General features: G+C 41.9%; 23 protein-coding genes and 1 tRNA gene. 13 read left to right on the forward strand and 11 right to left on the reverse strand.

Translation table 11 applies throughout. The annotated features are described in order from the left end of the window. The first annotated feature begins 50 nt into the window (after positions 1–50). Together ACNORC_RS03710 and odhB are read left to right on the forward strand one after the other, a co-directional pair. Positions 51–2,822, forward strand: a complete 2,772-nt coding sequence (locus ACNORC_RS03710; protein ID WP_418334245.1) for a 2-oxoglutarate dehydrogenase E1 component — start codon at positions 51–53, stop codon at positions 2,820–2,822. A gap of 59 nt (positions 2,823–2,881) precedes the next feature. Continuing rightward, positions 2,882–4,138: a 2-oxoglutarate dehydrogenase complex dihydrolipoyllysine-residue succinyltransferase gene (gene odhB, locus ACNORC_RS03715; RefSeq protein ID WP_418334246.1), complete on the forward strand. Its 1,257-nt coding sequence runs from the start codon at positions 2,882–2,884 to the stop codon at positions 4,136–4,138. A 239-nt stretch (positions 4,139–4,377) separates the two neighbouring features. On the opposite strand, the gene ACNORC_RS03720 is transcribed toward odhB, so the two are convergent. Continuing rightward, positions 4,378–4,815: a retropepsin-like aspartic protease gene (locus ACNORC_RS03720; protein ID WP_418334247.1), complete on the reverse strand. Its 438-nt coding sequence runs from the start codon at positions 4,813–4,815 to the stop codon at positions 4,378–4,380. A gap of 50 nt (positions 4,816–4,865) precedes the next feature. Between ACNORC_RS03720 and ACNORC_RS03725 the strand changes: the two genes are divergently transcribed. The 9 genes from ACNORC_RS03725 (at position 4,866) to ACNORC_RS03765 (ending at position 11,263) form a co-directional block, all read left to right on the forward strand. Beyond that, positions 4,866–5,633, forward strand: coding sequence for a TatD family hydrolase (locus ACNORC_RS03725; protein WP_418334248.1), 768 nt, complete (start codon positions 4,866–4,868; stop codon positions 5,631–5,633). A 52-nt stretch (positions 5,634–5,685) separates the two neighbouring features. After that, on the forward strand, positions 5,686–6,816 hold the full coding sequence (locus tag ACNORC_RS03730; RefSeq protein WP_418334249.1) for a 1-acyl-sn-glycerol-3-phosphate acyltransferase: 1,131 nt from the start codon (positions 5,686–5,688) through the stop codon (positions 6,814–6,816). A gap of 46 nt (positions 6,817–6,862) precedes the next feature. After that, positions 6,863–7,840, forward strand: a complete 978-nt coding sequence (locus ACNORC_RS03735) for an asparaginase (RefSeq protein ID WP_418334632.1) — start codon at positions 6,863–6,865, stop codon at positions 7,838–7,840. Between the two features lie 79 nt (positions 7,841–7,919). Beyond that, positions 7,920–8,007 (forward strand) — tRNA-Ser (locus ACNORC_RS03740). Between the two features lie 68 nt (positions 8,008–8,075). Next, positions 8,076–8,876, forward strand: a complete 801-nt coding sequence (locus ACNORC_RS03745; protein ID WP_418334250.1) for a MotA/TolQ/ExbB proton channel family protein — start codon at positions 8,076–8,078, stop codon at positions 8,874–8,876. An 18-nt stretch (positions 8,877–8,894) separates the two neighbouring features. Beyond that, on the forward strand, positions 8,895–9,332 hold the full coding sequence (locus tag ACNORC_RS03750) for a hypothetical protein (RefSeq protein ID WP_418334251.1): 438 nt from the start codon (positions 8,895–8,897) through the stop codon (positions 9,330–9,332). A gap of 6 nt (positions 9,333–9,338) precedes the next feature. Beyond that, on the forward strand, positions 9,339–9,947 hold the full coding sequence (locus ACNORC_RS03755) for an ExbD/TolR family protein (RefSeq protein ID WP_418334252.1): 609 nt from the start codon (positions 9,339–9,341) through the stop codon (positions 9,945–9,947). A gap of 22 nt (positions 9,948–9,969) precedes the next feature. Further along, positions 9,970–10,452: an ExbD/TolR family protein gene (locus ACNORC_RS03760; RefSeq protein WP_418334253.1), complete on the forward strand. Its 483-nt coding sequence runs from the start codon at positions 9,970–9,972 to the stop codon at positions 10,450–10,452. Positions 10,453–10,552: 100 nt separating this feature from the next. Beyond that, positions 10,553–11,263 carry a porin family protein gene (locus tag ACNORC_RS03765; RefSeq protein ID WP_418334254.1) on the forward strand — a complete coding sequence of 237 codons (711 nt, stop codon included), beginning with the start codon at positions 10,553–10,555 and terminating at the stop codon, positions 11,261–11,263. Here the strand turns inward: ACNORC_RS03765 and ACNORC_RS03770 are convergent. From ACNORC_RS03770 to pyrH, 6 genes are all read right to left on the reverse strand, one after another. Then, positions 11,258–11,863, reverse strand: coding sequence for a hypothetical protein (locus ACNORC_RS03770; protein WP_418334255.1), 606 nt, complete (start codon positions 11,861–11,863; stop codon positions 11,258–11,260). The two genes, ACNORC_RS03765 and ACNORC_RS03770, sit on opposite strands and share 6 nt — an antisense overlap. Next, complete coding sequence (rpoN, locus tag ACNORC_RS03775; RefSeq protein WP_418334256.1) at positions 11,863–13,326, reverse strand: RNA polymerase factor sigma-54; 1,464 nt, start codon at positions 13,324–13,326, stop codon at positions 11,863–11,865. The genes ACNORC_RS03770 and rpoN overlap by 1 nt, the downstream gene beginning before the upstream one ends. Before the next feature lie 93 nt (positions 13,327–13,419). Further along, the gene (gene asnS, locus ACNORC_RS03780; protein ID WP_418334257.1) at positions 13,420–14,862 is read right to left on the reverse strand and encodes an asparagine--tRNA ligase; all 1,443 of its coding nucleotides are present in this window, start codon (positions 14,860–14,862) and stop codon (positions 13,420–13,422) included. 96 nt (positions 14,863–14,958) lie between these two features. Continuing rightward, complete coding sequence (locus ACNORC_RS03785; RefSeq protein ID WP_418334258.1) at positions 14,959–17,373, reverse strand: efflux RND transporter permease subunit; 2,415 nt, start codon at positions 17,371–17,373, stop codon at positions 14,959–14,961. A gap of 138 nt (positions 17,374–17,511) precedes the next feature. Beyond that, on the reverse strand, positions 17,512–18,066 hold the full coding sequence (gene frr / locus ACNORC_RS03790; protein ID WP_418334259.1) for a ribosome recycling factor: 555 nt from the start codon (positions 18,064–18,066) through the stop codon (positions 17,512–17,514). 36 nt (positions 18,067–18,102) lie between these two features. Then, complete coding sequence (gene pyrH, locus ACNORC_RS03795) at positions 18,103–18,810, reverse strand: UMP kinase (protein WP_418334260.1); 708 nt, start codon at positions 18,808–18,810, stop codon at positions 18,103–18,105. A gap of 156 nt (positions 18,811–18,966) precedes the next feature. Between pyrH and ACNORC_RS03800 the strand changes: the two genes are divergently transcribed. After that, on the forward strand, positions 18,967–19,335 hold the full coding sequence (locus ACNORC_RS03800) for a hypothetical protein (RefSeq protein WP_418334261.1): 369 nt from the start codon (positions 18,967–18,969) through the stop codon (positions 19,333–19,335). 333 nt (positions 19,336–19,668) lie between these two features. Here ACNORC_RS03800 and tsf read toward each other — a convergent pair whose 3' ends face one another. The 4 genes from tsf to rplM form a co-directional block, all read right to left on the reverse strand. Further along, positions 19,669–20,493 carry a translation elongation factor Ts gene (tsf, locus tag ACNORC_RS03805; protein WP_418334262.1) on the reverse strand — a complete coding sequence of 275 codons (825 nt, stop codon included), beginning with the start codon at positions 20,491–20,493 and terminating at the stop codon, positions 19,669–19,671. Between the two features lie 92 nt (positions 20,494–20,585). Further along, entirely contained in the window at positions 20,586–21,479 is an 894-nt protein-coding gene (gene rpsB / locus ACNORC_RS03810; RefSeq protein WP_418334263.1) for a 30S ribosomal protein S2, read from the reverse strand. 168 nt (positions 21,480–21,647) lie between these two features. Continuing rightward, positions 21,648–22,034 (reverse strand): 30S ribosomal protein S9, encoded by a 387-nt coding sequence (gene rpsI, locus ACNORC_RS03815; RefSeq protein ID WP_418334264.1) that lies wholly within the window; start codon positions 22,032–22,034, stop codon positions 21,648–21,650. Further along, positions 22,034–22,489, reverse strand: coding sequence for a 50S ribosomal protein L13 (gene rplM / locus ACNORC_RS03820; RefSeq protein ID WP_418334265.1), 456 nt, complete (start codon positions 22,487–22,489; stop codon positions 22,034–22,036). The genes rpsI and rplM overlap by 1 nt, the downstream gene beginning before the upstream one ends. 350 nt (positions 22,490–22,839) lie before the next feature. Between rplM and ACNORC_RS03825 the strand changes: the two genes are divergently transcribed. Continuing rightward, a complete protein-coding gene (locus ACNORC_RS03825; RefSeq protein WP_418334266.1) occupies positions 22,840–25,482 on the forward strand; it encodes a DUF5916 domain-containing protein in 2,643 nt (880 codons plus the stop codon). The last annotated feature ends 3 nt before the right edge of the window (positions 25,483–25,485 follow it).

Genomic DNA, 25,485 nt, shown 5'->3' on the forward strand with positions numbered 1-25,485 from the left:
AAAAATCGTACTTTTGTGGAGTTTTAAAAAAGAAACAGTCGTTTCACCTTATGGATAAATTCTCATTTTTAAATGCCGCACATACAGCATATTTTGCTGAGCTTTATGACCAATATTTACAACACCCCGATACTGTAGAACCCAGCTGGAGGGCGTTTTTTCAGGGCTTTGATTTTGGAGTAGAAAGCTCGGGAGACGGACAGTATTTTATGGAGCATCCTGAAAAAGGAGAGCCTATTACTATTCCGGATTCGGTCATCAAAGAATTTCAGGTGGTGAAATTGATCGATGGCTACCGTACACGGGGGCACTTATTCACCCGAACCAACCCGGTAAGGGAAAGAAGAAAATATTCTCCAACCCTTGCTTTAGAAAATTTTGACCTTCACGACAGCGATCTGGATACTGTATTCAATGCCGGTGAAATCCTGGGAATTGGGCCTGCTTCGCTTAGACAGATCATTATTCATCTCGAGAAGGTATATTGTGATTCAATTGGGATCGAATATATGTATGTTCGGAATCCGAGGGAGATCCAATGGATACAGGACAAACTTAATATTAATGAAAATCAGCCCAGCTTTAATGCTGAGCAGAAGAAACATATTTTAAAGAAGCTCAATGAGGCCGTCTCTTTTGAGAACTTCCTGCACACAAAATACGTAGGACAAAAACGATTTTCCCTGGAAGGGGGCGAAAGTTTGATCCCTGCTTTGGATGCCATTATTGAAAAGGCTGCCGACCTTGGTGTGAAGGATTTTGTAATGGGTATGGCTCACCGCGGAAGGTTGAGCACGCTCACAAACATCTTTGGAAAAAGCGCGAAGGATATCTTTAGTGAGTTCGACGGAAAAGATTATGAGCAGGATATTTTTGACGGGGATGTGAAGTACCATTTAGGGTGGACTTCCTGCAGGACAACAGACAATGGGAAAGAAATCAATATTAATATAGCACCAAACCCATCCCACCTGGAAACAGTAGGTGCAGTGGTTGAAGGTATTACCCGTGGGAAACAGGATCGCCGTAAGGAAAATAAATTTTCGGAAGTATTACCGATCATTGTTCATGGTGATGCTGCAATTTCGGCGCAGGGTATTGTTTACGAGATCGTACAGATGGCACAATTGGATGGATACAAGACCGGTGGTACCATACATATAGTGGTGAACAACCAAATTGGTTTTACCACCAACTATCTGGATGGCCGTTCTTCCACCTATTGTACTGATGTGGCAAAAGTGACACTTTCACCTGTTCTTCACGTGAATGCCGATGATGCCGAAGCAGTAGTGCATTCAGTATTATTTGCTTTGGATTTCAGAATGACCTTTGGAAGGGATGTGTTTATTGACCTTTTAGGATACCGAAAGTACGGGCATAACGAGGGCGATGAGCCAAGGTTCACCCAACCTAAATTATATAAAGCCATAAGCGCTCATAAGAACCCGCGTGACATTTATGCTGAAAAGCTGATGAAGCAGGGTGTGATCGATGAGGATTATGTTAAGGGATTGGAAGAAAAATACAAGGCAGCCCTGGAAGAGAATCTGGAAGATTCCAGAAAAGAAAGTACTACAGTGATCACGCCTTTCATGCAGGATGAATGGGAAGGATTCGAACATGTGGATGAGACCCGCATGATGGAAGAGGTGGATACCACTGTTGACATGGAGGTTCTAAAAGAAGTTGCCGGAGTGATCTCCAAACTTCCGGAGGATAAAAAATTCCTGAGAAAAATTCAGAAGCTGGTCGAACAAAGACATACCATGTTCTTTGAAGATAATAAGCTGGATTGGGCCATGGCCGAATTGCTGGCTTACGGAACACTGCTGAAGGAAGGTTATTACGTAAGAATGAGCGGGCAGGATGTGGAAAGAGGTACTTTCTCTCACCGTCATGCCGTTGTGAAGGTCGAAGACAGTGAGGAAGAGATCATTTTGCTGAACCACCTGGAAGGAATTGAAAGCGATTTCCAGATCTACAATTCATTGTTATCTGAATATGGTGTTGTAGGTTTTGATTACGGATACGCTATGGCAAGTCCTGAAACCCTTACCATTTGGGAGGCGCAGTTCGGTGACTTCAGCAACGGTGCCCAGATCATGATCGACCAGTACATTTCTGCAGCCGAAGACAAATGGAAGCTTCAGAATGGATTGGTAATGTTCCTGCCTCACGGCTACGAGGGCCAGGGAGCAGAGCACTCTTCAGGAAGAATGGAAAGATATCTTCAGCTTTGTGCTAAAGACAATATGTTTGTGGCAGATGTTACCACACCGGCAAACATGTTCCACCTTCTAAGAAGACAAATGAAGGTGAATTACCGAAAGCCGCTGATCGTATTTACTCCAAAGAGCTTGTTGAGACATCCAAAAGTGATCTCTACCAAAGAGGATTTTGCTAATGGTACTTTCCAGCCGTTGTTGGATGATACTTCCGCAGATGTAGAAAAAGTGAAATCGGTGGTTTTCTGTACAGGAAAATTCTATTATGACCTGCTGGAACGCAGGGAAGAAGAGAACCGTGAAGATGTGGCATTGGTGAGGATAGAACAGTTATTCCCGCTACCTTCAGAGCAGATCGACGAGGTGATCAAGAAATACAAAAATGCCGATGATCTTGTGTGGGCTCAGGAAGAGCCAAGGAACATGGGAGCATATAGTCATTTGTTGTTACATTTGGACGTGGCTAAGAACTTCAGGGTTTGTAGCAGAAAATTCTATGGTTCCCCGGCTGCAGGTAGTTCTGTAAGATTTAAGAAACGTCACGAAAGAGTAATAGCCTCTGTTTTTGACAAAAATTCAGATCCATATAGTTAATTAGAATAATAGTTCATCGGCTGTTAATGGCCGGGTATTTAAAATAAAAAGAAGAAATCATGGCTTTAGAAATGAAAGTCCCTTCTCCGGGAGAATCTATCACCGAAGTTGAAATTGCACAATGGTTGGTCTCAGATGGAGATTATGTAGAAAAAGATCAGGCAATTGCCGAAGTTGATAGTGACAAAGCTACTTTGGAACTTCCTGCTGAAGCAAGTGGAATTATCACCCTGAAGGCAGAAGAAGGTGATGCCGTTGCTGTTGGCGACGTGGTTTGTATCATCGATACAGATGCACCTAAACCCGGAGGTGGCGAAAAAGAAGAAAAAGAAGCTTCTAAGGATTCCAAGGAAGATAAAAAGGAAAAAGAGGTTTCTTCTGAAAAGAAAGAAGCGGCGCCTGCCAAAGAAAAAACTCCGGCTCAAAAAGAAGCTACTTATGCTTCAGGAACTCCGTCACCTGCGGCTAAAAAGATCCTTGATGAAAAAGGGATGGATGCCGGTGCTGTAAAAGGCACAGGTCGCGATGGAAGAATAACCAAAGAAGATGCGGTACAGGCCAAACCTTCTATGGGAACTCCAGGGACAGGAAAGAGAGGCGAAAGCCGCAAAAAAATGTCAATGCTTCGCCGTAAGGTTGCCGAGCGTTTGGTAGAGGCTAAGAACCAGACTGCCATGCTTACCACCTTTAACGAGGTTGACATGTCTGCTATTTTCTCTCTTCGTAAACAGTACAAAGAAGAATTTAAAGATAAACACGGGGTGAGCCTTGGGTTTATGTCCTTCTTTACTTTGGCTGTTGTGCGAGCTCTGGATCTATATCCGGACGTGAATTCAATGATAGACGGTGACTACCAGATCAAATACGATTATAAAGATATTAGTATTGCTGTTTCCGGACCAAAAGGATTAATGGTACCCGTAATGCGAAATGTTGAAAATATGAGTTTCCGTGCTGTGGAGGCTGAGGTGAAGAGACTGGCTCTGCGTGCACGTGACGGACAGATCACTGTAGATGAAATGACCGGAGGAACTTTTACAATTTCTAACGGAGGAGTATTTGGTTCTATGTTGTCTACTCCTATTATTAACCCTCCGCAGAGTGGTATCCTTGGAATGCACAATATTGTGGAAAGACCGGTGGCCATTAATGGGCATGTAGAGATCAGGCCTATCATGTATGTGGCCTTGTCTTATGATCACAGGATCATCGACGGAAAAGAATCAGTAGGATTCCTGGTAGCTGTAAAAGAAGCTTTGGAAAATCCGGAAGAACTTTTAATGGATAATGATGTAAAAAGAGCTCTGGAACTGTAGGTTTTAGATCTTTTGGAAATATTAAAGCCAACAACCCGCGGGTTGTTGGCTTTAATATTTTAGAACGAATTGACGAGGCAATACAGGTTCAATAAGATCGTGAAAAAAATTACTGTTGCCAGCAGTACCGGCATGACCCCATCAGGGCCTGTTTTAAAAGTGTTCATAGCGGTAGATTTTTTGGTTGCCTTAAGATCCTATAAATATGAACACCGAAAAATGGGGGATTTCCCCCATTTTTATTTTAAAAATAAGCTCATGGATTTGTAATCAATAATTGCCTTTCCCTTTTTGAGGATATCGGCTCCAATGATTCCCTGCACCTTTTCGGCTTTGTGGTTAATAAGGGCGTCATTTATATGTCGAAGGTCAAACAATACCAGGTCTACTTTCTTCTTTTTCCAGCCTTTGATCTCGATACTGTTCTTCTGGGCGATCTGGGTCATCATATTCGTAGCGCCTGCGCCGGCAGCTTTTACATCGCTTTCCTCGGCCAGCAGGTTGAAATAGGTCACTGCTTCAAAACCCACGCAGGAACTGGAGGCGCCGGTATCAAGAATAAAAGTTCCTTCTATATTATTGATTTTGGCCTTAACTTCAAGGTGTTGAGTGGCTGTATAGGTAAGCGGGACCTTTTTGTATCCCTTCTCTTTCAGAAATTTCTTTAGTGACGACATTCTTTTCTTTTTGACAAAGATAGCTGTATAAAATAATTATTTTTGCCATTATGACAATTACTGATACGCATACCCACCTTTACAGTGAATCCTTTGATGAAGACCGGAAGGAAATGATCGAGAGGGCCATAGAGGCAGATGTAAAACGATTTTTTATTCCCGCAATTGATTCTACTTATGCTGAAGGCATGTATGAACTGGAGCGTCAGTTTCCCGAAAATATCTTTTTAATGATGGGGTTGCACCCAACCCACGTGAAAGAAAATTATAAGGAGGAACTTGCTTTTGTGGAGGAACAACTTGAAAAAAGAACCTTTTATGCGGTTGGGGAGACGGGTATCGACTTGTACTGGGATACTTCTACACTGGATATCCAAAAAGAAGCTTTCAGGCACCAGATCAGGCTGGCTAAAAAGTACGATCTGCCAATAGTGATTCACTGCAGAGATGCTTTTGATGAGGTTTTTGAAGTGCTGGAATCTGAAAAAGATGAAAAACTCTTCGGAATTTTTCATTGCTTCACCGGGACAAAGGAGCAAGCTGAAAAAGCAATATCCTATAATATGAAACTCGGAATCGGGGGAGTGGTGACCTTTAAAAATGGCAAAATTGACACCTTTTTGGAGGATATCCCACTGAAGGAGATCGTTCTGGAGACCGATGCACCATACCTGGCGCCAGTGCCTTACCGCGGAAAGAGAAATGAGAGTATATATATAAAAGAAGTACTTACGAAAGTTGCCGCAATCTACCAGCTTCCGGAGGAAAAGGTTGCTGAAATTACTACTGCCACCTCAAAAGAAATATTCGGAATTTAAAAGAGAGAATTCTTTTAAAATTTGTTCTTTTGCTAATTATAATTGAGAAAAAGTGACAAATTACGATGATATTAGGTTTTATGATGATGACGAGGTGCAGGACGCGCTGAGGGCATACGTAAAACACCCAATGATCAAAGCTCTCCTACAGTTCACTTTTCCAGATCAGGAATTCAAAAAAATAGAAGAAAAGGTTTATGCCTGCAGATCCATCAGGGATTTTCAGACACAGATCATCTATCATACAGTACAAAAGGTGCTTCAAAAAAGTTCTGAAGGATTAAGCTATTCAGGATTTGATGAGCTGGAAAAAGGAGAGTCCTATTTATATATTTCCAATCACAGGGATATTGTTTTGGATACTTCCCTGCTCAACTGTGTGCTATATGAGGCCGATCTTAAAATGACCGCTTCAGCTATTGGGGATAACCTGGTGCAGAAACCATTTTTGCTCGCCTTATCGAGACTAAATCGGAATTTCCTGGTGCGACGTGGATTAAGTCCGCGGGAAATGTTGAAAAGCTCGCAGAAACTTTCAGAATATATCAGGAAGCTGATCCTCGAGGAAAAAAGATCGGTATGGATGGCTCAAAGAGAAGGCCGTACTAAAGATGGGAATGACCATACTCAGCAAGGAGTATTGAAGATGCTGGCGATGGCAAAGGGAGATGATTCCGTAGCTGAGTATTTCGGAAAGCTTAAGATCGTGCCTGTTTCGATCTCCTATGAATTTGATCCAACAGATGTGCTCAAAATGCCGGAGATTCTTGCAAAGCGAATGGCTAAGATCTACATCAAATCAGCGAACGAGGATTTTAAGTCCATTCTTAAGGGAGCTTTGGGTAATAAAGGGCGTATCCATATTACTGCCGGAAAACCTATTAGTGCTCAAAAATTAATGGAGTTGGAAGAGAAGGCTGGTTCGGTCAATGAGCATTTGCAGTGCCTCACTTCCTATATTGATGCCAGGATCCATAAGAACTACAAATTGTATCCTGCAAATTACATTGCTTTTGACCTGTTGAAGAATTCAAGCCTTTTTCAGGACCGATATACCGATAAGGAGAAGAGACAGTTTGAAAGACGTTTACTGAGACGTATAGATGTCAAAAATGCCCTGGAAGTGAATAGTTATTTGTTGATGTATGCTAATCCCGTTATAAATAAGGAAGCCCTTGACTAGAACCGGAGCAAATATTCTGCTTATTTACACAGGTGGTACCATTGGTATGGTCAAGGATTTTGAGACCGGCGCCTTAAAAGCGTTTAATTTTGATGAGTTACTGCAAAATATTCCCGAACTAAAACTCCTGGAACATAATATTGAGACAGTAAGTTTTGAAAGGCCTATCGATTCTTCGAATATGAAGCCGCTCTTTTGGCTTCAGATAGCGGAGATCATTGAGGAGAAATACGACAGCTATGATGGTTTTGTGGTACTTCATGGAAGTGATACCATGTCTTATAGCGCTTCTGCCTTGAGTTTCATGTTCGAGAACCTCTCCAAACCCATTATTTTTACCGGTTCACAATTACCTATCGGAGACCTTCGCACTGATGCCAAAGAAAACCTTATCACCAGCATACAGATTGCGGGTTTGCAAAGACATGGTCGACCTGTGATCTCAGAAGTAGGTTTGTATTTTGAATACAAGTTGTACCGGGGAAACAGAACCACTAAGATCAACGCCGAACATTTTCAGGCCTTTGCTTCTCCCAATCATTCGCCATTGGTGGAATCGGGGGTGCATCTTTCGGTCAATGAGGCCGCACTATGGCGCACCAATCGTAGAAGAAAAACAAAGTTGCACAGGGGCCTGAATGATCAGATAGCCCTGATCAAGATCTTTCCCGGGATCAATAGATCTCTTTTAGAACATATTTTGTCCAAAGAGGATCTAAAGGGTGTCATTTTAGAGACCTATGGAAGCGGGAATGCACCCACAGAAGAGTGGTTCCTGGATGTTTTAAAGAGCACTATTTCCAGGGGTGTGGTGGTAGTTAATGTAACCCAGTGCATAGGAGGGAGTGTATCAATGGGGCAATATGAGACCAGCACGCAGCTAAAGCGGATAGGGGTGATCTCTGGAAAAGATATCACTACAGAAGCTGCAGTAGCGAAGATCATGTACCTTTTAGCAAAGGATCTTTCTCCCAAGGTTTTCAAAACTATATTTGAAACTTCCTTGCGCGGAGAAATGTCGTAAAAATTGCCGCTGCTACTTGACCAGCTAATTATTTTTTTCGTTATTTGGCGAACCGTAATAAAAACGGAATTCTACTAATAGAGAGGTGGCCGAGTGGTCGAAGGCGCACGCCTGGAAAGTGTGTATACGCCAAAAGCGTATCGAGGGTTCGAATCCCTTCCTCTCTGCAAGTGTTTTTATTTGAATAAATATTTATATCTTTAACCCGTTAACTAATTAATTAAGACAAAAAGTAATGAAAAGATTATTTTCAATTTTGGTAATCGCTACAATTATGGTGTGTGGAGCCGTAAATGTTAACGCGACAAATAACGTGAATGCCTTGCCAGCCACAGTGGTGAACTTCGTTCAGGATGAAGACCAGGCTGTAGCTACAGATATGGAAGATGACAACGTTGGATTCCATCAGGAGTTGAAAAGGCGATTTATTGAAGGTGGTGCCGGATTTATGGGGATCGTACTTTTATGTTTGATCCTTGGATTGGCGATTGCCATTGAAAGAATCATATACCTTAACCTTTCTACTACTAACACAAAAAGATTGGCTCAGGATGTGGAAGACGCTTTAAATACTGGTGGTATCGAAGCTGCTAAGGAAGTTTGTAGAAATACAAAAGGACCTGTTGCTTCTATCTACTATCAGGGTCTTGACCGTGCTGACGAAAGCACCGAAGCTGCTGAAAAGGCTGTTGTTGCCTACGGTGGTGTTCAAATGGGACAGTTAGAGAAGAACGTTTCCTGGGTATCTTTATTCATCGCTCTGGCTCCAATGCTTGGGTTCATGGGTACAGTAATTGGTATGATCCAGGCTTTCGATAAGATCGAGGCTGCAGGTGATATGCAACCATCTTTGGTAGCAGGAGGTATTAAAGTAGCACTTCTTACAACTGTATTCGGTTTGATCGTGGCGATTATTCTTCAGATCTTCTACAACTACATCATCGCTAAGATCGATAGAATCGTTAATGATATGGAAGATGCTTCCATCACATTGATCGATATGCTTGTAGACTACAAGAACAAAAGAAGAGTATAATAAGACGAACAAACTATTATGACTTTACATAAAATATTAAAATACTTAGCGATTGTAATCGGCGTGATAGGGCTCATCCTTTGGGGACGGGTGCTTATGACCGGTGACGACGCTATCGAGAACTCAGCCGCTTTACAAGCGAGTGTAGTTACTCCTTTCCTGATTGTGGCATACATCGTGTTTGCTATAATTGTATTGGTCGTGTTATTCTTTGTGATCAAAGGACTGTTTTCCGGAGATATTAAAAGAACCCTCATGTCTGTGGGTGCCTTTATCCTGGTTGTCCTTATCGCATATTTATTGACCGACGGAACTGAAACAGTATTGAATGATGGAGAAGTTGTTTCTGCCAATACAAACCACTGGGTTGGTGCAGGGCTTGTAACTTTCTACATTCTTGCGTGTATCGCGATCCTTCTGATGGTAGTATCAGGGGTGAGAAAACTTATAAAATAAGATAATATGGCTAGACGATCTTCACCAGAAGTAAATGCCGGTTCTATGGCCGACATAGCCTTCCTGCTGTTAATTTTCTTCCTGGTAACCACCACTATCGAAACTGACAGTGGTATCAGTAGAAAATTACCTCCTATGCAGGATGAAGAAGTTGAACCGCCAATCATTAAGGAAAAGAACATTTTTCAGGTAATTGTTAACCGTAACAATGACCTTCTAGTGGAAGATGAGCTGATGGAGCTTAAAGACCTCAAAGAAGCTGCAGTTGCCTTTCTTGATAACGGTGGGGGAGTAGGACAGGAGGCCTGTACTTATTGTCAGGGAGCAAAAGACCCTGCGTCTTCAGATAATCCGCAGAAAGCGGTTATCATGCTGGTAAATGACCGGCAGACAGAGTACGGGACTTATATAGCTGTGCAGAATGAATTGGTTGCTGCCTATAATGAACTTCGTGACCGTACTGCCAAGCGTTTGTACGGAAAACCTTTTACTAAAATGGAAGCCGATTATGATGATGTAAATTATAAAGGCAACAAAGACAAGTTAAAAGAACAAATCGAAGAGATCAGGGATATGTGGCCACAAAAGCTTTCTGAAGCAGATCCTAAAGGTTAAACGAGAAAAATTTTAAACAATTATGGCTAAATTCACAAAGAAAAAGAGTAGTGAGCTACCTGCAATTAGTACGGCCTCCTTACCGGATATCGTATTTATGCTACTTTTCTTCTTCATGGTTGCTACCGTAATGCGGGAGAATACTTTGAAGGTCCAGAATACGTTGCCTTATGCAGATCAGGTTGAAAAACTTGACAAGAAGGATCTGGTTATGTACATCTACGCAGGAAAGCCAAGCTCCCGATATCAATCCAGTTTTGGTACCGAGGCGCGTATCCAACTCAATGACAATTTTGCTGAAGTAAGTGATATTCAGCAGTTCATTTATTCTGAAAGAGAATCCAAGAGGGAGGAATTAGTACCTTTCTTAACCACTTCTTTAAAAGTGGATAAGGAAACCAATATGGGACTTGTTTCTGATATTAAACAGGAATTGAGAAAAGCGGAAGCGCTTAAGATCAATTACACTACCCGTACCGGAGACGCTGCCAGAAACCTGGACTAATAAATTCATTATTTTTTGTCTTCCCCTTTCAGCATCAGTTGGAAGGGGATTTTTTTTGAACTAACTTTCCTTTAATTCTATATTTGTTTAAAACAAACCAATGCGGGCCGTAAAATTCCTTTTCTTACTGAATATCCTTTTTACTTCATCTATCGGCCTGGCACAGGAAGAAGAACTGCCTAAGGCTGTTATTGATAGTTTATACCGGGAAGATCAGGTCTATTTTGGATTCACGTATAACATTGTCAGTGGTCAGCCTTCCAGCATAAGGAGTTCTCAGTTTTCCGGAGGCCTGCATCTGGGAGTGATCAGGGACTTTCCTGTTAACGAAAGACGCAATGTTGCGCTTGGGATAGGATTGGGATGGTCCATTGATACTTACGGTCAAAATCTCTTCATTGGTGAATTCCCGGGAACAGAGGAAACACGGTTTGAAATTTTAGACAGGGACAGGGTAGATTTTAACACAAATCGCTTTTCAACACAGTCAATCGATCTACCTCTGCAATTCCGCTGGCGTACTTCAACTCCCGAGTCCTATAAATTTTGGAGGATCTATGCTGGATTGAGACCGGCTTATGTGTATTACTTTAAATCCAAATTTGTCCAGTCCGGTAATACCATTGTTCAAACCAAAGTTCCGGAGCTGGAAAGATTAAGGCTGGGAGCTACGTTTACCTTTGGTTACAACACCTTTAACTTCAATTTTTATTATAGTCTAAATTCCTTTTTTAGCAAGGATGCTATGGTTAATCAGGAGTCCCTGGAACTTAGAGCCTTTCAGATAGGCCTCATGTTCTATCTCCTATAACCAAAGTATCGCTACCGCCAGTTGCGGAAACATTCCGAGTAAGAGTCCCCAGAGGAGTTCAGAAGTACTATGGGCATTGTAATAAAGTCGTGAGGATGCGGTGAGTCCAATTATTGCGATAAAAAAGCTAATAGTGTAAATAAGATTCAGGCTGAAATGCAGGCTGAGAAGGATGAGGAAAATCGTAGTACCGGCAAGACCCATCATGTGCAGGCTTATTTTCAATCTGGAGATCACGAGCATTAGCCCTAGTAAGGTCGAAATGAAGATACCCAGGAAGAAATAGTATAATTCAGGGTAATCAAACATATCCAGCACATACTTCATAATGATAATATTGAGCAGTGCGTAGAACAGGAGCGGCCATTTGCGTTCCTTTACTTCAGTTAAAAAATGTGAGCGGACTTTACCCAAAGTCTTCAGCATAAAAAAGAAGACAACAGGAATGAAGATGGTCATTATTGAAATGGCCAATAATTTAGCTTCTATGACCTCTTTGGGGAAAAACCGTGGTGTTACCAGGAAATACAAAAAAGCGCCCGCAAAAGGCATCCAGATTGGATGAAAAATATAGGAGGCGCTCTTAAGAAGGAACTTCATTAAATCTCTTTTCGTAAACGCGCCACCGGAATGTCTAATTGCTCTCTATATTTTGCAACCGTTCTTCGGGCAATAGGATAGCCTTTTTCTTTCAGGATCTTGGCCAGTTTTTCATCGGTAAGAGGTTTACGCTTGTTCTCATCATCAATGGTCATCTCAAGGATTTTCTTGATCTCTTTGGTAGAAACATCTTCTCCCTGGTCATTCTTCATAGATTCTGAAAAGAAATCTTTGATGAGTTTGGTGCCGTAAGGAGTATCTACATATTTACTATTGGCAACTCTTGATACCGTGGAAACATCCATATCGATCTCATCAGCGATGTCTTTGAGGATCATCGGCCGCAGGTTTCTTTCATCACCGGTTAAAAAGTACTCTTTCTGATAGTTCATGATAGAGCTCATGGTCACGAAAAGGGTGGTTTGCCGTTGTTTAATGGCCTCAATGAACCATTTTGCGGCATCCAGTTTTTGTTTGATGAACATGACCGCATCCTTTTGCGCCTTTGATTTTTCCTTGGAAGCCTTATATCCTTTCAACATTTCACTATAGTCTTTGGATACGTGCATCTCGGGAGCGTTACGTCCATTAAGGCTAAGTTCTAATTCACCGTCGACGATCTTGATCGTAAAATCGGGAATTACATGCTCAACCATCCTGGTGTTTCCCGAATAGGCACCTCCCGGTTTTGGGTTGAGGTGTTCGATCACCTCAATAGCTTCCCTTAGGTCATCTTCAGAAATATCGTGCTTGGAAAGCAGTTTCTGGTAGTGTTTCTTGCTGAATTGATCGAAAGATTTTTCGATTATATCAGCAGCGAGACTCACCGCTTTGGTAGGTTCTTTCCGGTTAAGCTGAATAAGAAGACATTCCTGAAGCGAACGGGCACCAACCCCTGCCGGATCTAACTCGTGTACATATTTTAGTACCTTTTCGACGGTAGCTTCATCTGTATATACGTTCTGGGTAAAGGCAAGGTCATCAACTATATCCTGTACAGATCTTCTGATATACCCGCTTTCATCCACGCTACCTACAAGGAATTCGGCTATTTCCTTTTCGTCCTCATTGAGGCGTAAGGTGCTAAGTTGTGTCTTTAAGTATTGTGTAAAGGAGATTCCTGAGGCATATGGCACCTGTCGGTCTTCATCGTCGGCGCTATAATTATTGGCCTGTAGCCGGTAATTCGGTATTTCGTCATCACTCAGGTACTCATCAACATCTATATCCGTTTCAATAGTCTCATTTCCCGGATCCTCATCCTGGTAATCATCAGTATCTCCGAAGTCCTCTTCATACTCGTCCTTTTCCTCCTTACCGCCTTCCAGCGCCGGATTTTCCTCCATTTCCTGCTTCAAACGTTGCTCAAATGCCTGGGTAGGCAACTGAATGAGCTTCATCAGCTGGATCTGCTGCGGAGAGAGCTTCTGAGATAATTTTAAGTTTAATTGCTGCTTGAGCATATTGTATAGGGCTTTCTATAAAAATAAGAAAACAATCTACAAACGTGAAAGAATGCAGATTGTTTTATGAGTACTTTAAGGAAAGGCTTTTAGTTAGAATTCAGCATTAAGAGGGGTTCGCGGGAACGGGATCACATCGCGGATATTACCCATTCCGGTAGCGAATTGGACCAGTCTTTCAAAACCGAGTCCAAAACCACTGTGCACACAGGTACCAAACTTGCGCGTATCAAGGTACCACCACAGTTCTTTCTCATCAATTCCAAGATCAGCCATTTTCTTCTGAAGCACCTCCAGGCGCTCTTCCCGCTGGGATCCACCAACGATCTCACCAATTCCTGGGAAGAGAATATCCATGGCGCGAACTGTTTTTCCGTCCTCATTAAGGCGCATGTAAAACGCTTTAATATTGGCCGGATAATCAAACAGGATCACCGGAGTTTTAAAGTGTTTTTCAACCAGGTATCGCTCGTGCTCGCTCTGCAGATCGGCACCCCATTCCTCGATGATATATTTGAACTTTTTCTTTTTATTCGGCTTTGAGTTCTTCAGAATATCAATGGCTTCGGTATAACTTACTCTTTTGAAATTGTTTTCAATTACGAATTTTAACTTATCTGTAAGCGACATTGGGCTGCGTTCAGATTCCGGTTTGACCTTGTCCTCATTCGCGAGCCGCTGCTCCAAAAAGGCCAGATCATCCTGACAATTTTCCAGGATGTACTTCAGCACATATTTGATAAATTCTTCGGCGATATCCATGTTCTTATCGAGATCGCAAAATGCCATTTCCGGCTCCACCATCCAGAACTCTGCCAGGTGGCGCGAAGTATTGGAGTTTTCGGCTCTGAAAGTAGGGCCAAAAGTGTAAACCTGTCCCAGCCCCAAGGCATAGGTCTCAGCTTCCAGCTGTCCGGAAACGGTTAGATTGGTTTCTTTTCCGAAGAAATCTTCTTTATAATTAATGCTTCCATCTTCATTTTTTGGAGGGTTCTTGAGATCAAAAGAAGTCACTTTGAACATTTCTCCTGCCCCTTCCGCATCACTTCCTGTGATGATAGGGGTGTTGACATAATGGAAATTATTTTGTTGAAAATAGCTGTGTACGGCAAAAGCAAGTTTTGACCTAAGTCGCATGACAGCTCCAAATGTGTTGGTGCGAACTCTCAGGTGGGCCTGCTCTCTTAGTTTCTCGAGAGTATGCCTTTTAGGAGACAAAATAGTGAACTTCACCTCTTCAGGATCGGCATCTCCAAGGATCTCTACAGATGTAGCCTGCACTTCAACTTTTTGACCACTTCCCAGGCTCTCCTGCAGTGTTCCATTCACTTTTATAGCAGCCCCAACGGTAATGCGTTTTAAAAGCGCTTCATCCATCTTCTCATAATCCACTACACACTGCAGGTTATTAATGGTTGAACCGTCATTAAGTGCAATGAAACGATTGCTTCGGAAGGAGCGAACCCATCCTTTTACCTGAACTTCCTGAAGATACTGAGTGCTTTCTAAAATTTCAGCAACTTTGGCTTTTATCATTTTTTCTGAATTTGGGCAACAAAGATAATTTTTCCGCAGTAGGTTAGCAAGTAACTCATGGTTTCACACCTGCCTGAAAAATCCCTTTTTTGAACATTATTTCTTTTTTCTTTTTTTCTCCTGAAGAATGTCGTCTTCTTCCGGAATAATATCAATGGCAGGTTCCTTAAGTACTTCCTGGTTCGCGATCTCTTTTTGAAGCGACAGAAGCATTGAAGGTAAAAGCAGCAGATTTGATAGCATGGCGAACAGGAGGGTAGCTGACACCAATCCTCCCAGTGCGACAGTCCCCCCAAAACTACTGATCATAAAGACCGAAAATCCGAAGAACAGTACGATGGAGGTGTAGAACATGCTTACCGCAGTCTCCCGAAGAGCAGCGTAAACAGATCTTTTGACCTTCCAGTTATTCGCTTTTAGCTCCTGCCGGTATTTTGCAAGGAAATGGATAGTATCATCTACCGAGATCCCGAAAGCGATACTAAATACAAGGATAGTTGAAGGTTTTATAGGAACCCCCAAAAATCCCATTAGTCCACCCGTGACCAACAATGGTAGCAGGTTAGGTACCAGTGATACCAGGATCATCTTCCAGGACTTGAACATCCAGGCCATAATGAGTGCTATGAGTAAAATTGCAAGACTCAAGGAGATCACCAAGTTATTTACAAGGTAATTGGTTCCTTTTTGAAAGATCAGGGCCTTTCCAGTCATCTGCACATCATATCGATCTTCAGGGAAGATCTTATTGATCTTAGGCCAGAGATTTTCTTCGATCCTTTCCATTTGCTCGGTACCAATGTCCTTCATAAAGGTGGTCATTCGTGCATACTGTCCTGTGCTGTCAACATAAGTTTTCAGAATGTTGTTGTCTTCCCCTCCAAGGTCTTTGGCATACGGCAATATGAAATTCTGTTCCTGGGAAGTGGGAAGTTGGTAATATTTTGGGTTGCCATTATAATAGGCTTGCTTTGAATATTTCACCAGGTTCACTACCGAAACAGGTTTTGATAGTTCATCTTCCTCGGCTAACAGTGTTTGAAGCTCATCCATTTTTTTAAGGGTGGAGAGTTTCATAACACCTTTTTCACGTTTAGTGTCGACAAGTACTTCCAAAGGCATGACCCCGTCGAATTCTTCCTCAAAGAATTCAACATCCTTGAAAAATCCTGCATTCTTAGGCATATCCTCCAACAAACTACCCGAGATCCTGATGGTGTAAAGACCTATGATGCTAATTATGAGAAGCACCAGGGATATAATAAAGACACTTATGCGGTGATGTCTTACCATTCTTTCGATCCAGTCAACAAAGCCACCGATCCACCTTTTGTTCAGGTGTTTTAGATGCTTGTCTTTTGGGATCTCCATGTAACTATAGATAATAGGAATGATCAGGAGGCTCAGAACAAAAATGGCTATGATATTTATGGAAGCCACAATACCAAATTCCTTCAGCAGCGTACTTTGGGTAAAAATGAAAGTCGCAAAACCGGAGGCGGTAGTAAGATTGGTCATCAAAGTTGCGTTCCCTACTTTAGTGATCACCCGCTGCAAAGATTTCGCCTGATTTCCGTGTTTTTGGATCTCCTGTTGGTACTTGTTGATAAGGAAAATACAGTTGGGTATTCCTATTACAATTATAAGGGGCGGAATAATAGCGGTTAGTACAGTGATCTCATAATGCAGCAAACCAAGTACTCCAAAGGCCCACATCACTCCAATAACCACTGTGATCATTGAGATAACAGTAGCACGAAACGAACGAAAGAAAAGGAAGAATATTAGGGAGGTTACGAGGAGCGCGGCACCAATAAAAAGTCCGATCTCATCAATAATGTTCTGGGAATTGAGAGTCCTTATGTAAGGCATTCCCGAGACATAAACATTGAGGTCATTATCGGCTTCAAAATCTTCTACTATAGGGATGAGATCATTCACCACAAAATCTCTACGCAATTCAGTGTTTACAATCTCCTTGTCAAGGTAAATAGCTGTTTGAACCGTGTTGCTTTTTTTGCTGTAGATAAGGCCTTCGTAAAAAGGAAGCCTTTCAAAAAGCTCTTCCCGGTAACCTTCGACTTCCAAACTATCGGGTTGGGTTTCGTCAATGAAAGGTACCATCCTGAATCTGCCTTCCTCTTCAAACTTTTCGAGTTTTTTTAGATCTCCAATAGAAACTGTGAACTCTACCTCGTCATAGGCATCCAGCTTTTTTGCCAGTTCATTCCAGGCTGCGAATTTTTTAGGAGTAAATAAAGAAGGATCATTGACCGCCATAACGATCAGGTTTCCCTCCTCGCCGAACTTATCTAAAAACTGTTGGTATTGTATGTTAATTTCGTCATCATCGGGTAAGAGGTTGGCTTCGGTATAGGAAAATTTCATGTTCTTCCACTGCGAACCAAGAAAAATGGTGATCCCAACGATGATCAATAAAATTAGGATCCTGTTCCGCAGGATGATGCGGGCAACGGTGTTCCAAAATTCAAAACTGAGAAACTTGGACATTCTATGATTTTAAAGGCTGCAAAGGTATGAAAGCCTCTTTACTTTTTAGGCCATTTACACCGGAAGTAATAGTCTGAAGTACAGCTTTGGGAATAGAGAATAAAAAAAGCGGCTTTTTGCCGCTTTTCTCTATAAGTTTTAGACCGTCATGATCTCTTTTTCCTTGACAGCAAGGATCTTGTCTATTCTTTCAATATAAGTGTCAGTCAGTTTCTGGATCTCATCTTCAGCTATCTTCTTTTCGTCTTCTGAAATATCCAGTTTTTTAATATCCTGATTAGCGTTCTTACGATCATTTCTCACCCCGATCTTGGCGTCCTCAGCTTCTGCCTTGGCTTGTTTTGCCAGTTCGCGACGGCGTTCTTCGGTCAACGGCGGCACATTGATGATCACGCTGTCTCCATTGTTCATCGGGTTAAACCCAAGATTTGCCTGCATGATACCTTTTTCTATAGCCTGGATCAGACTTTTTTCAAAAGGTTGGATAGTAATGGTGCGGGCGTCGGGAGTATTTACATTGGCAACCTGGTTCAACGGAGTCTGACTTCCGTAGTAATCAACACGCACACTGCCCAACATGGAAGGGCTGGCTTTCCCGGCGCGGATGTTTACCAGTTGTTTTTCAAGATGGAGAATGGCATTGTGCATTGCCTCTTTGGTGCTGTCAATAATAAATTCTATTTCGTCATTCATGTTTGAAAACTTGATTTAAAACTGCTTTTTGGAGAGCTAAAGGTTCACTTTTGTTCCTATATTTTCTCCGGTTACCACCTTTTCTAGGTTTCCGGGTTTGTTCATGTCAAAGACAATGATTGGTAATTTATTTTCCTGACTTAGAGTAAAAGCAGTGGTGTCCATCACTTTTAGCCCTTTTGTAAGTACATCATCAAAGCTAATAAAATCAAATTTAGTAGCTTTTTTATCTTTTTCGGGATCTGCGGTATAGATTCCGTCAACTCTGGTTCCTTTCAGAATCACATCGGCATGTATCTCAATGGCCCGTAAAACTGCAGCAGAGTCTGTTGTAAAATAAGGATTTCCGGTTCCTCCTCCAAAGATCACTACGCGACCTTTTTCCAGGTGCCGCATGGCTTTTCTTCTAATAAAAGGTTCGGCTACCTCGTTGATCTTTACGGCAGATTGTAATCTCGTTTGTATTCCTGCATCTTCCAATGCACTTTGAAGTGCCAGCCCGTTGATCACAGTTGCCAACATTCCCATGTGGTCACCTGTCACGCGGTCCATACCTTTACTGGCTCCGGCAACTCCTCTAAAGATATTCCCACCGCCAATGACAATGGCAACCTCTACGCCTTTGTCTGTAACTGCTTTTATTTCATTCGCATATTCCGCCAGCCGCTCAGGGTCGATACCGTATTGGCGGTTGCCCATAAGTGCTTCTCCTGATAATTTTAATAAGATCCTTTTGTAGTGCATTTCGTATTTTTGATGGGTTGTGCAAAACTAAGGAATTTATTGATGAGAAATAATGAGGGCGAAATGTAATTTGAGTCGTATCAGTTCTTCAGAATAAATTTTAAGTAATATTTAGGTTTTTCAGTCGTTTTTGGATAATCAAAAGTTTAAACATCTATGAAATTTCAATATCTGCAGAAGTTTTTTCTTCTTCTGTTCTTCCTACCGCTAATCAGCTGTACCAATGATATGGATGACGAAGCTTCGATACTTGGAGCCTGGGTAGAAACAGCGCCTGTAGAAGGCAGGACCCAACTTTATTTTAGTCCGGGGAATCATTTGACGATGGTTAAAGAAGACGGACATACTGAAGAATTTATTTACAGGCTGGGGGAGAAGACTATATTCATCACTATAGACGGCCCTACGGAGGGAAGCTCAGAACTGTATTTTGAGTTCATCAACAACAATAAGTTCAAAATTGATAAACTGTATCCTTACATTCCTGAAGCCGAGCCAATAATCTTGATTTTTGAAAGGCAGTAGCTATATGATTCTTCGGAAAAGGTGCCTCAAAAAGACCATTTTTGGATCTGCTTCTGTAAACATTGGCATCACGCCACGTGACCTGAAGGGGTCTAACATTTATAACTCGAAACAACGAATCTATACGACCCCTTCGGGGTCGCACCTTCCGAATTGAACTATGGTCCAGAAAGTATCTATCCCTTCGGGATGTCGTTAAATATCGTCTCTGTAAGATTCGGAAAAGTTCTCTCAAAAATGACATTTTTGGATATTCTTTCCGGAGATATCTAAAAACTAAAAACCCGCTCCTTTGCAGAAGCGGGTTTTTAAAAATGATATTTTCCGAAGGAATTATCCTAAAGCTACTCTTTCAAAAGCAACTACAGAAAGGTTCTTGTCTTCTGACTTCACGTACTCGGCAACAGACATTTTGTTGTCTTTAATGAAAGCCTGATTTACAAGTGTGTTATCCTTAAAGAAACGCTTGATCTTACCTTTAGCGATATTGTCAAGCATATCTTCTGGCTTACCTTCTTCTCTCAATTGATCTTTAGCGATCTCGATCTCTTTTTCAACGACAGACTGGTCAACACCTTCTTCGTTCAAAGCAACAGGGTTCATTGCAGCTGCCTGCATAGAAACGTTCTTTGCAACTTCATCAGCATTCTCTGTTTTAGCAGAAAGACCTGTAAGAACAGCGATCTTGTTACCAGCGTGGATGTAAGATCCAACGAAAGGAGCCTCAAGAGTTCTGAAGTCACCTATCTCGATCTTTTCACCGATCACACCTGTTTGCTCAGTCAATTTCTCCTGAACAGTGATCCCGTTGTAATCTTTTGCAAGAAGCTCGTCTTTAGAGTTTACGTCTAAAGCAAGGTTAGCGAAATCCTGAGCCAATTTCACGAAAGATTCGTTCTTGGCAACAAAGTCAGTTTCACAATTAAGGGAAACGATAACTCCTTTGGTGTTATCGGCATTTACAGTTGCGATCACAGCTCCTTCAGAAGACTCTCTGTCGGCACGGTTAGCGGCAACTTTTTGACCTTTTTTACGAAGGATCTCAATTGCTGAATCAAAATCTCCGTCAGCTTCAACCAATGCCTTTTTGCAATCCATCATACCGGCACCGGTAGCTTTTCTTAGTTTATTTACTTCTGCGGCGGTTATATTTGCCATAGTCTTAAATGTTTTATTTAGAATGGATAAGTCGTTTAGTTAAATTTTAAAAAAGCAACTAAACGACTCATATAAATTAACTTGATGTTATTCTATTCTTCCTCGTCGTTAGAACGTGCTTTTTCTAAAGTCTCTTTTTTAGACTCCAGTTTCACATCTTCTTTCGCTTCCTTCATTGCCTTTTTATCTTCAGGCTCAGTTGAAGGTACTTCAGTTTCTAACTTCGGCTTTCTTGCTTTTGGAGCTTTTTTTGCCGGCTTGTCTTCAGAAGGTTCTTCTTTGTCCTTACCGGAAGCTTTTCTTTCAGAAAGTCCTTCTACGATAGAATCAGCAACATAAGAAACTACTTTGTTGATTGATTTTGAAGCATCATCATTTGCAGGGATCACATAATCCACATCTCTTGGATCTGAATTGGTGTCAACCATTGCAAAAATTGGAATGTTTAATTTTTGAGCTTCTTTAACCGCGATGTGTTCACGAGTGATGTCTACTACGAACAATGCGCCTGGAAGACGGCTCATGTCTGCAATAGAACCTAAGTTCTTATCTAACTTAGCTCTTAAACGATCTACTTGTAAGCGTTCTTTTTTAGAAAGAGTGTTGAAAGTACCGTCTTTCTTCATTCTGTCGATAGAAGCCATTTTTTTAACGGCTTTACGAATAGTAACGAAGTTGGTCAACATACCACCTGGCCATCTTTCTGTGATGTAAGGCATGTTAGCTCTTTCGGCCTGTTCAGCAACAATTTCTTTTGCTTGTTTCTTGGTAGCTACGAAGAGTATCTTTCTACCGCTGGCTGCGATTTTGCTAAGAGCCTCACCGGCTTCCTGCATTTTAGCAGCACTTTTGTAAAGGTTGATGATGTGAATCCCGTTACGCTCCATGTATATGTAAGGAGCCATGTTCGGATTCCATCTTCTTGTGAGGTGTCCAAAATGTACACCTGCGTCAAGTAATTCTTTTACTTCTACTTTGTTTGCCATTTTTGTAATAGTTTACGTTCTGTTGAGATAGCAACAGGCAAGTGGCGATATCTTAAATATATCCGGCCTTGTCTGTTTAGATGCTAAACTAACCCCTGAACTTGTTTCAGGGTAACAACAAAAATCTTTTTTAAATGAACTTTTTGATGCCGCAGCATCAGGTAAATATTAACGTTTAGAGAACTGGAATTTCTTACGGGCTTTCTTCTGTCCGAATTTCTTACGCTCTACCATTCTTGGGTCTCTTGTTAGCAGACCTTCTGGCTTAAGTGTAGTTCTGTTCTCAGCATCCAACTCTACCATTGCTCTGGAAAGTGCAAGACGAATGGCCTCAGCCTGTCCTGTGATCCCACCACCGTAAACGTTTACTTTGATATCAAAGTTATCGTTGTTTCCGGTCATGTTAAGCGGCTGTCTTACTTTGTATTGAAGAGTGCCAGTAGAGAAGTAATCCTTAACGTCTTTTTTGTTTACAGTGATGTTTCCGCTTCCCTGAGAAACGTAAACACGTGCAACAGCCGTTTTTCTACGGCCAATCTTGTGAATAACTTCCATTACTTAAGATCGTTTAAGTTAATAGTTTTTGGTTTCTGAGCCTCAACATTGTGTTCTGAGCCCGCGAATACCCTTAGGTTACGGAAAAGATCTGCTCCAAGTTTGTTCTTTGGAAGCATTCCTTTTACTGCATTTTCCACTAGTCTCTCAGGACCTTTAGTGAATAATTCCGTTGCAGTTAAACTTCTTTGACCCCCAGGATAGCCGGTGTGGCGAATGTACTCTTTAGAGTCCCATTTCTTTCCTGTTAAGTTGATCTTTTCAGCATTGATAACAACTACGTTATCTCCGCAATCAACGTGTGGGGTAAAATTAGCCTTGTACTTCCCTCTCAATAGTTTAGCAACTATTGAAGACAGGCGGCCAAGGGCTTGTCCTTCAGCGTCTACAACAACCCACTCCTTATTGACAGTGGCTTTGTTGGCAGAAACCGTTTTGTAGCTTAATGTGTCCACACTAATTAAATTTACTTAATAATTAAACATTCCATTCCCTGCATAAAACAGGGGTGCAAATGTACAATTATAAATTTATATTACAAATGGCATTTCATTAATTTCAACAGGTGAAAGTTTCTGATTTTCAGTAAGCTCTATAATTGCTTCGGAAATTACCTTTTTGGAACAACAGCGGCAGACAGATTCCGCATATCGGTCTTCTTTTTAAAGATTAATTTGAAGAAGGGTCAATTCCTTCTGAATTTTCTATTTTTGGCGCCTTAAATGTTAAAAGTTGTAGAAAATTCTCGTTTTGCTGTCACAAACTATTCGGCGGGAAGTCTATTAGAGGAATTAAAGAAATTTTCATGCTAGCCAAAAAACCAATTCTGTACTTTACTTTTTTACTTGCCTTCCAATTCGCTTTCCCACAAGCCAGTTCAAAGCCGGATGTGAAATTACCATTTGCTAAGAGGTCCTATACCACCCGTTCTGTTGCCGGAGAAAAACCCATCAGGATCGATGGTCTTATCGACGAAGCTACCTGGGATGTTGTTGACTGGACGTCAGATTATGTGGAATACGAACCGGATAATAACACCCCGCCAAGTTATCAAACAAAGATGAAGATCGTTTATGACGAGAAGAACCTGTATGTGGCTTTTAGATGTTATGATCCCAATCCTGAAGAGATCGTACAACGAATGGGGCGCAGGGATGATTTTCCGGGGGACTGGGTAGAACTGAATATTGACAGTTATAATGACGACCGCACGGCTTTTTCTTTTACCATTTCTGCCAGCGGTGTAAAAGGAGATGAATTTATTTCTAATAATGGAAATTTTGATCCCAGCTGGAATCCTATCTGGTATATGAAGACCAATATCGATGAGGAGGGCTGGACTGCTGAAGTTAAGATCCCTTTGAGTCAGTTGCGTTTTAGTAACGGAAATGATCAGGTGTGGGGTATTCAATCTACCCGCAGATATTTCAAAAAAGAAGAACGATCTACCTGGCAACCAATTCCGGCAGATCCTGCTGGTTGGGTAAGTTCTTTTGGGGATCTAAAAGGACTCAAAGGGCTTAAACCGCAGAAACAATTAGAAATACAACCTTATTCAGTAGGACGTTACAATTCCTACGAAGCAGAAGCCGGAAATCCTTTCCGCGATGGCAGGGATGGGGAACTTACTGCCGGCCTCGACGCGAAAATAGGAGTAACGAACGATCTCACGGTAGATCTCACCTTCAATCCGGACTTTGGTCAGGTGGATGCCGATCCCGGTGCAGTTTCGCTTGACGGATTCGAGATCTTTTTCGAAGAAAGAAGACCATTCTTTGTAGAGAACAAAAGTGTGTTTGATTTCAGGTTCGCGAACAGTCAGGATAATCTCTTCTTTTCCAGAAGGATTGGGCGTACGCCGCAGGGAACTCCGTATGGACCTAATACAGCTTATATTGATCAGCCTAATAACACTACTATCCTGGGGGCGGCAAAATTTAGCGGAAAGACTGAAGACGGCTGGACCATTGGTCTTTTGGAATCTGTTACTGCCCGCGAATTTGCTAATGTGATAAACGAAGATGGTTCAGAAAATGAAGTTCTTGTGGAACCGTTGACCAACTACGTGGTAGGTCGGGTACAAAAGGATATGAATAACCGAAACAGTTATATAGGCGGAATGGTTACAGCAACGCACCGTAATCTTGAGGACGAGGTTTCTTTTTTACATGCGCAGGCTTTTAGTGGCGGTATCGACTTCAAACATTCCTGGAAGAACAGGATGTATTATGTGGAAGGAGACGCCGTACTGAGTAATGTGCGAGGGAGTGAAGAAGCCATTCTTAACACCCAAACATCATTGGTGCACCTTTTTCAGCGGACCGATGCAGGTCATGTGGAGGTTGATCCATCCCGAACTTCTCTTACAGGTACAGGAGGACGACTGGAATTCGGAAAAAGTGGTGGAGGGAAATGGCGTTATAATGTAGGCGGAAAATGGTTATCTCCGGAACTGGAGATCAATGACCTTGGCTACCTTCGTCAAGCAGATGATATACGGCAGTATCTCAACGTTAGAAGAGTTTTCAATAAGCCTACCGGTTGGTTCCGAAAAGCAGTTGTGGGAGTGGAGCAGCTTACAGCCTTTGATTTTGACGGAAATTACAACCGTACGCACTATGAACTAAAAGGCTTCATCAACTATAAGAACAACTGGTGGTCTGAAGGTGGGGCCGCTCACAAACCCCGCATCTTTATCAACACCTTTTTGAGGGGAGGCCCGCGATGGAGATTCAGTGAGGAGAACTATTTCTATATTTTCTCCGGAAGTGATCAGCGAAAAAAACTAAGTACAAGGTTTGGATATGTACATTCAGATGCGAAACAGAATAACTTCAGCCTGCGCAGATATGAAGCCGGGTTGCAATATCAGCCACTCAATTCCATGAGTCTTTCTTTAAACCTGGCTTACGAGACCAATCCAAATAAGACACAATATGTAGCCGAACGTTCTTTTCAGAATAACGCACGATATATTTTAGGAGCGATAGACCAGGAGACGCTAAGCGCTACCTTCAGGTTAAACTATAATATCAATCCTAACCTGACCATTCAGTATTACGGACAACCTTTTATTTTCAAAGCCGATTATTCAAACCTGAATTATGTAACTGATGCCAAGGCCAAAGACCTGGATAAGCGGGTGAGCTGGTATGAAGATGATCAGATCAGTTTTGAAGATGGAAAATACCTGATCGATGAAAACAGGGATAACGCTGTGGATTATACAGTCTCTGATCCCGATTTTGCTTTTGTTCAATTCCGATCCAATCTCGTTGCGAGATGGGAATACATTCCCGGCTCAGAGATCTTCCTGGTTTGGTCCCAGGGAATAACCGGAATGGGAGATGTCAATAATGGTTTCAGTGCAATTGTAGATAATCAGCTCCTGCGGCAGAAGCCCCAGAACACCTTCTTAATAAAAGCGACCTATCGTTTTATTTTATAAAAG

This window comes from Salinimicrobium soli, assembly GCF_048323655.1.
In the GTDB taxonomy this organism is placed as follows: Bacteria; Bacteroidota; Bacteroidia; order Flavobacteriales; family Flavobacteriaceae; genus Salinimicrobium; species Salinimicrobium soli.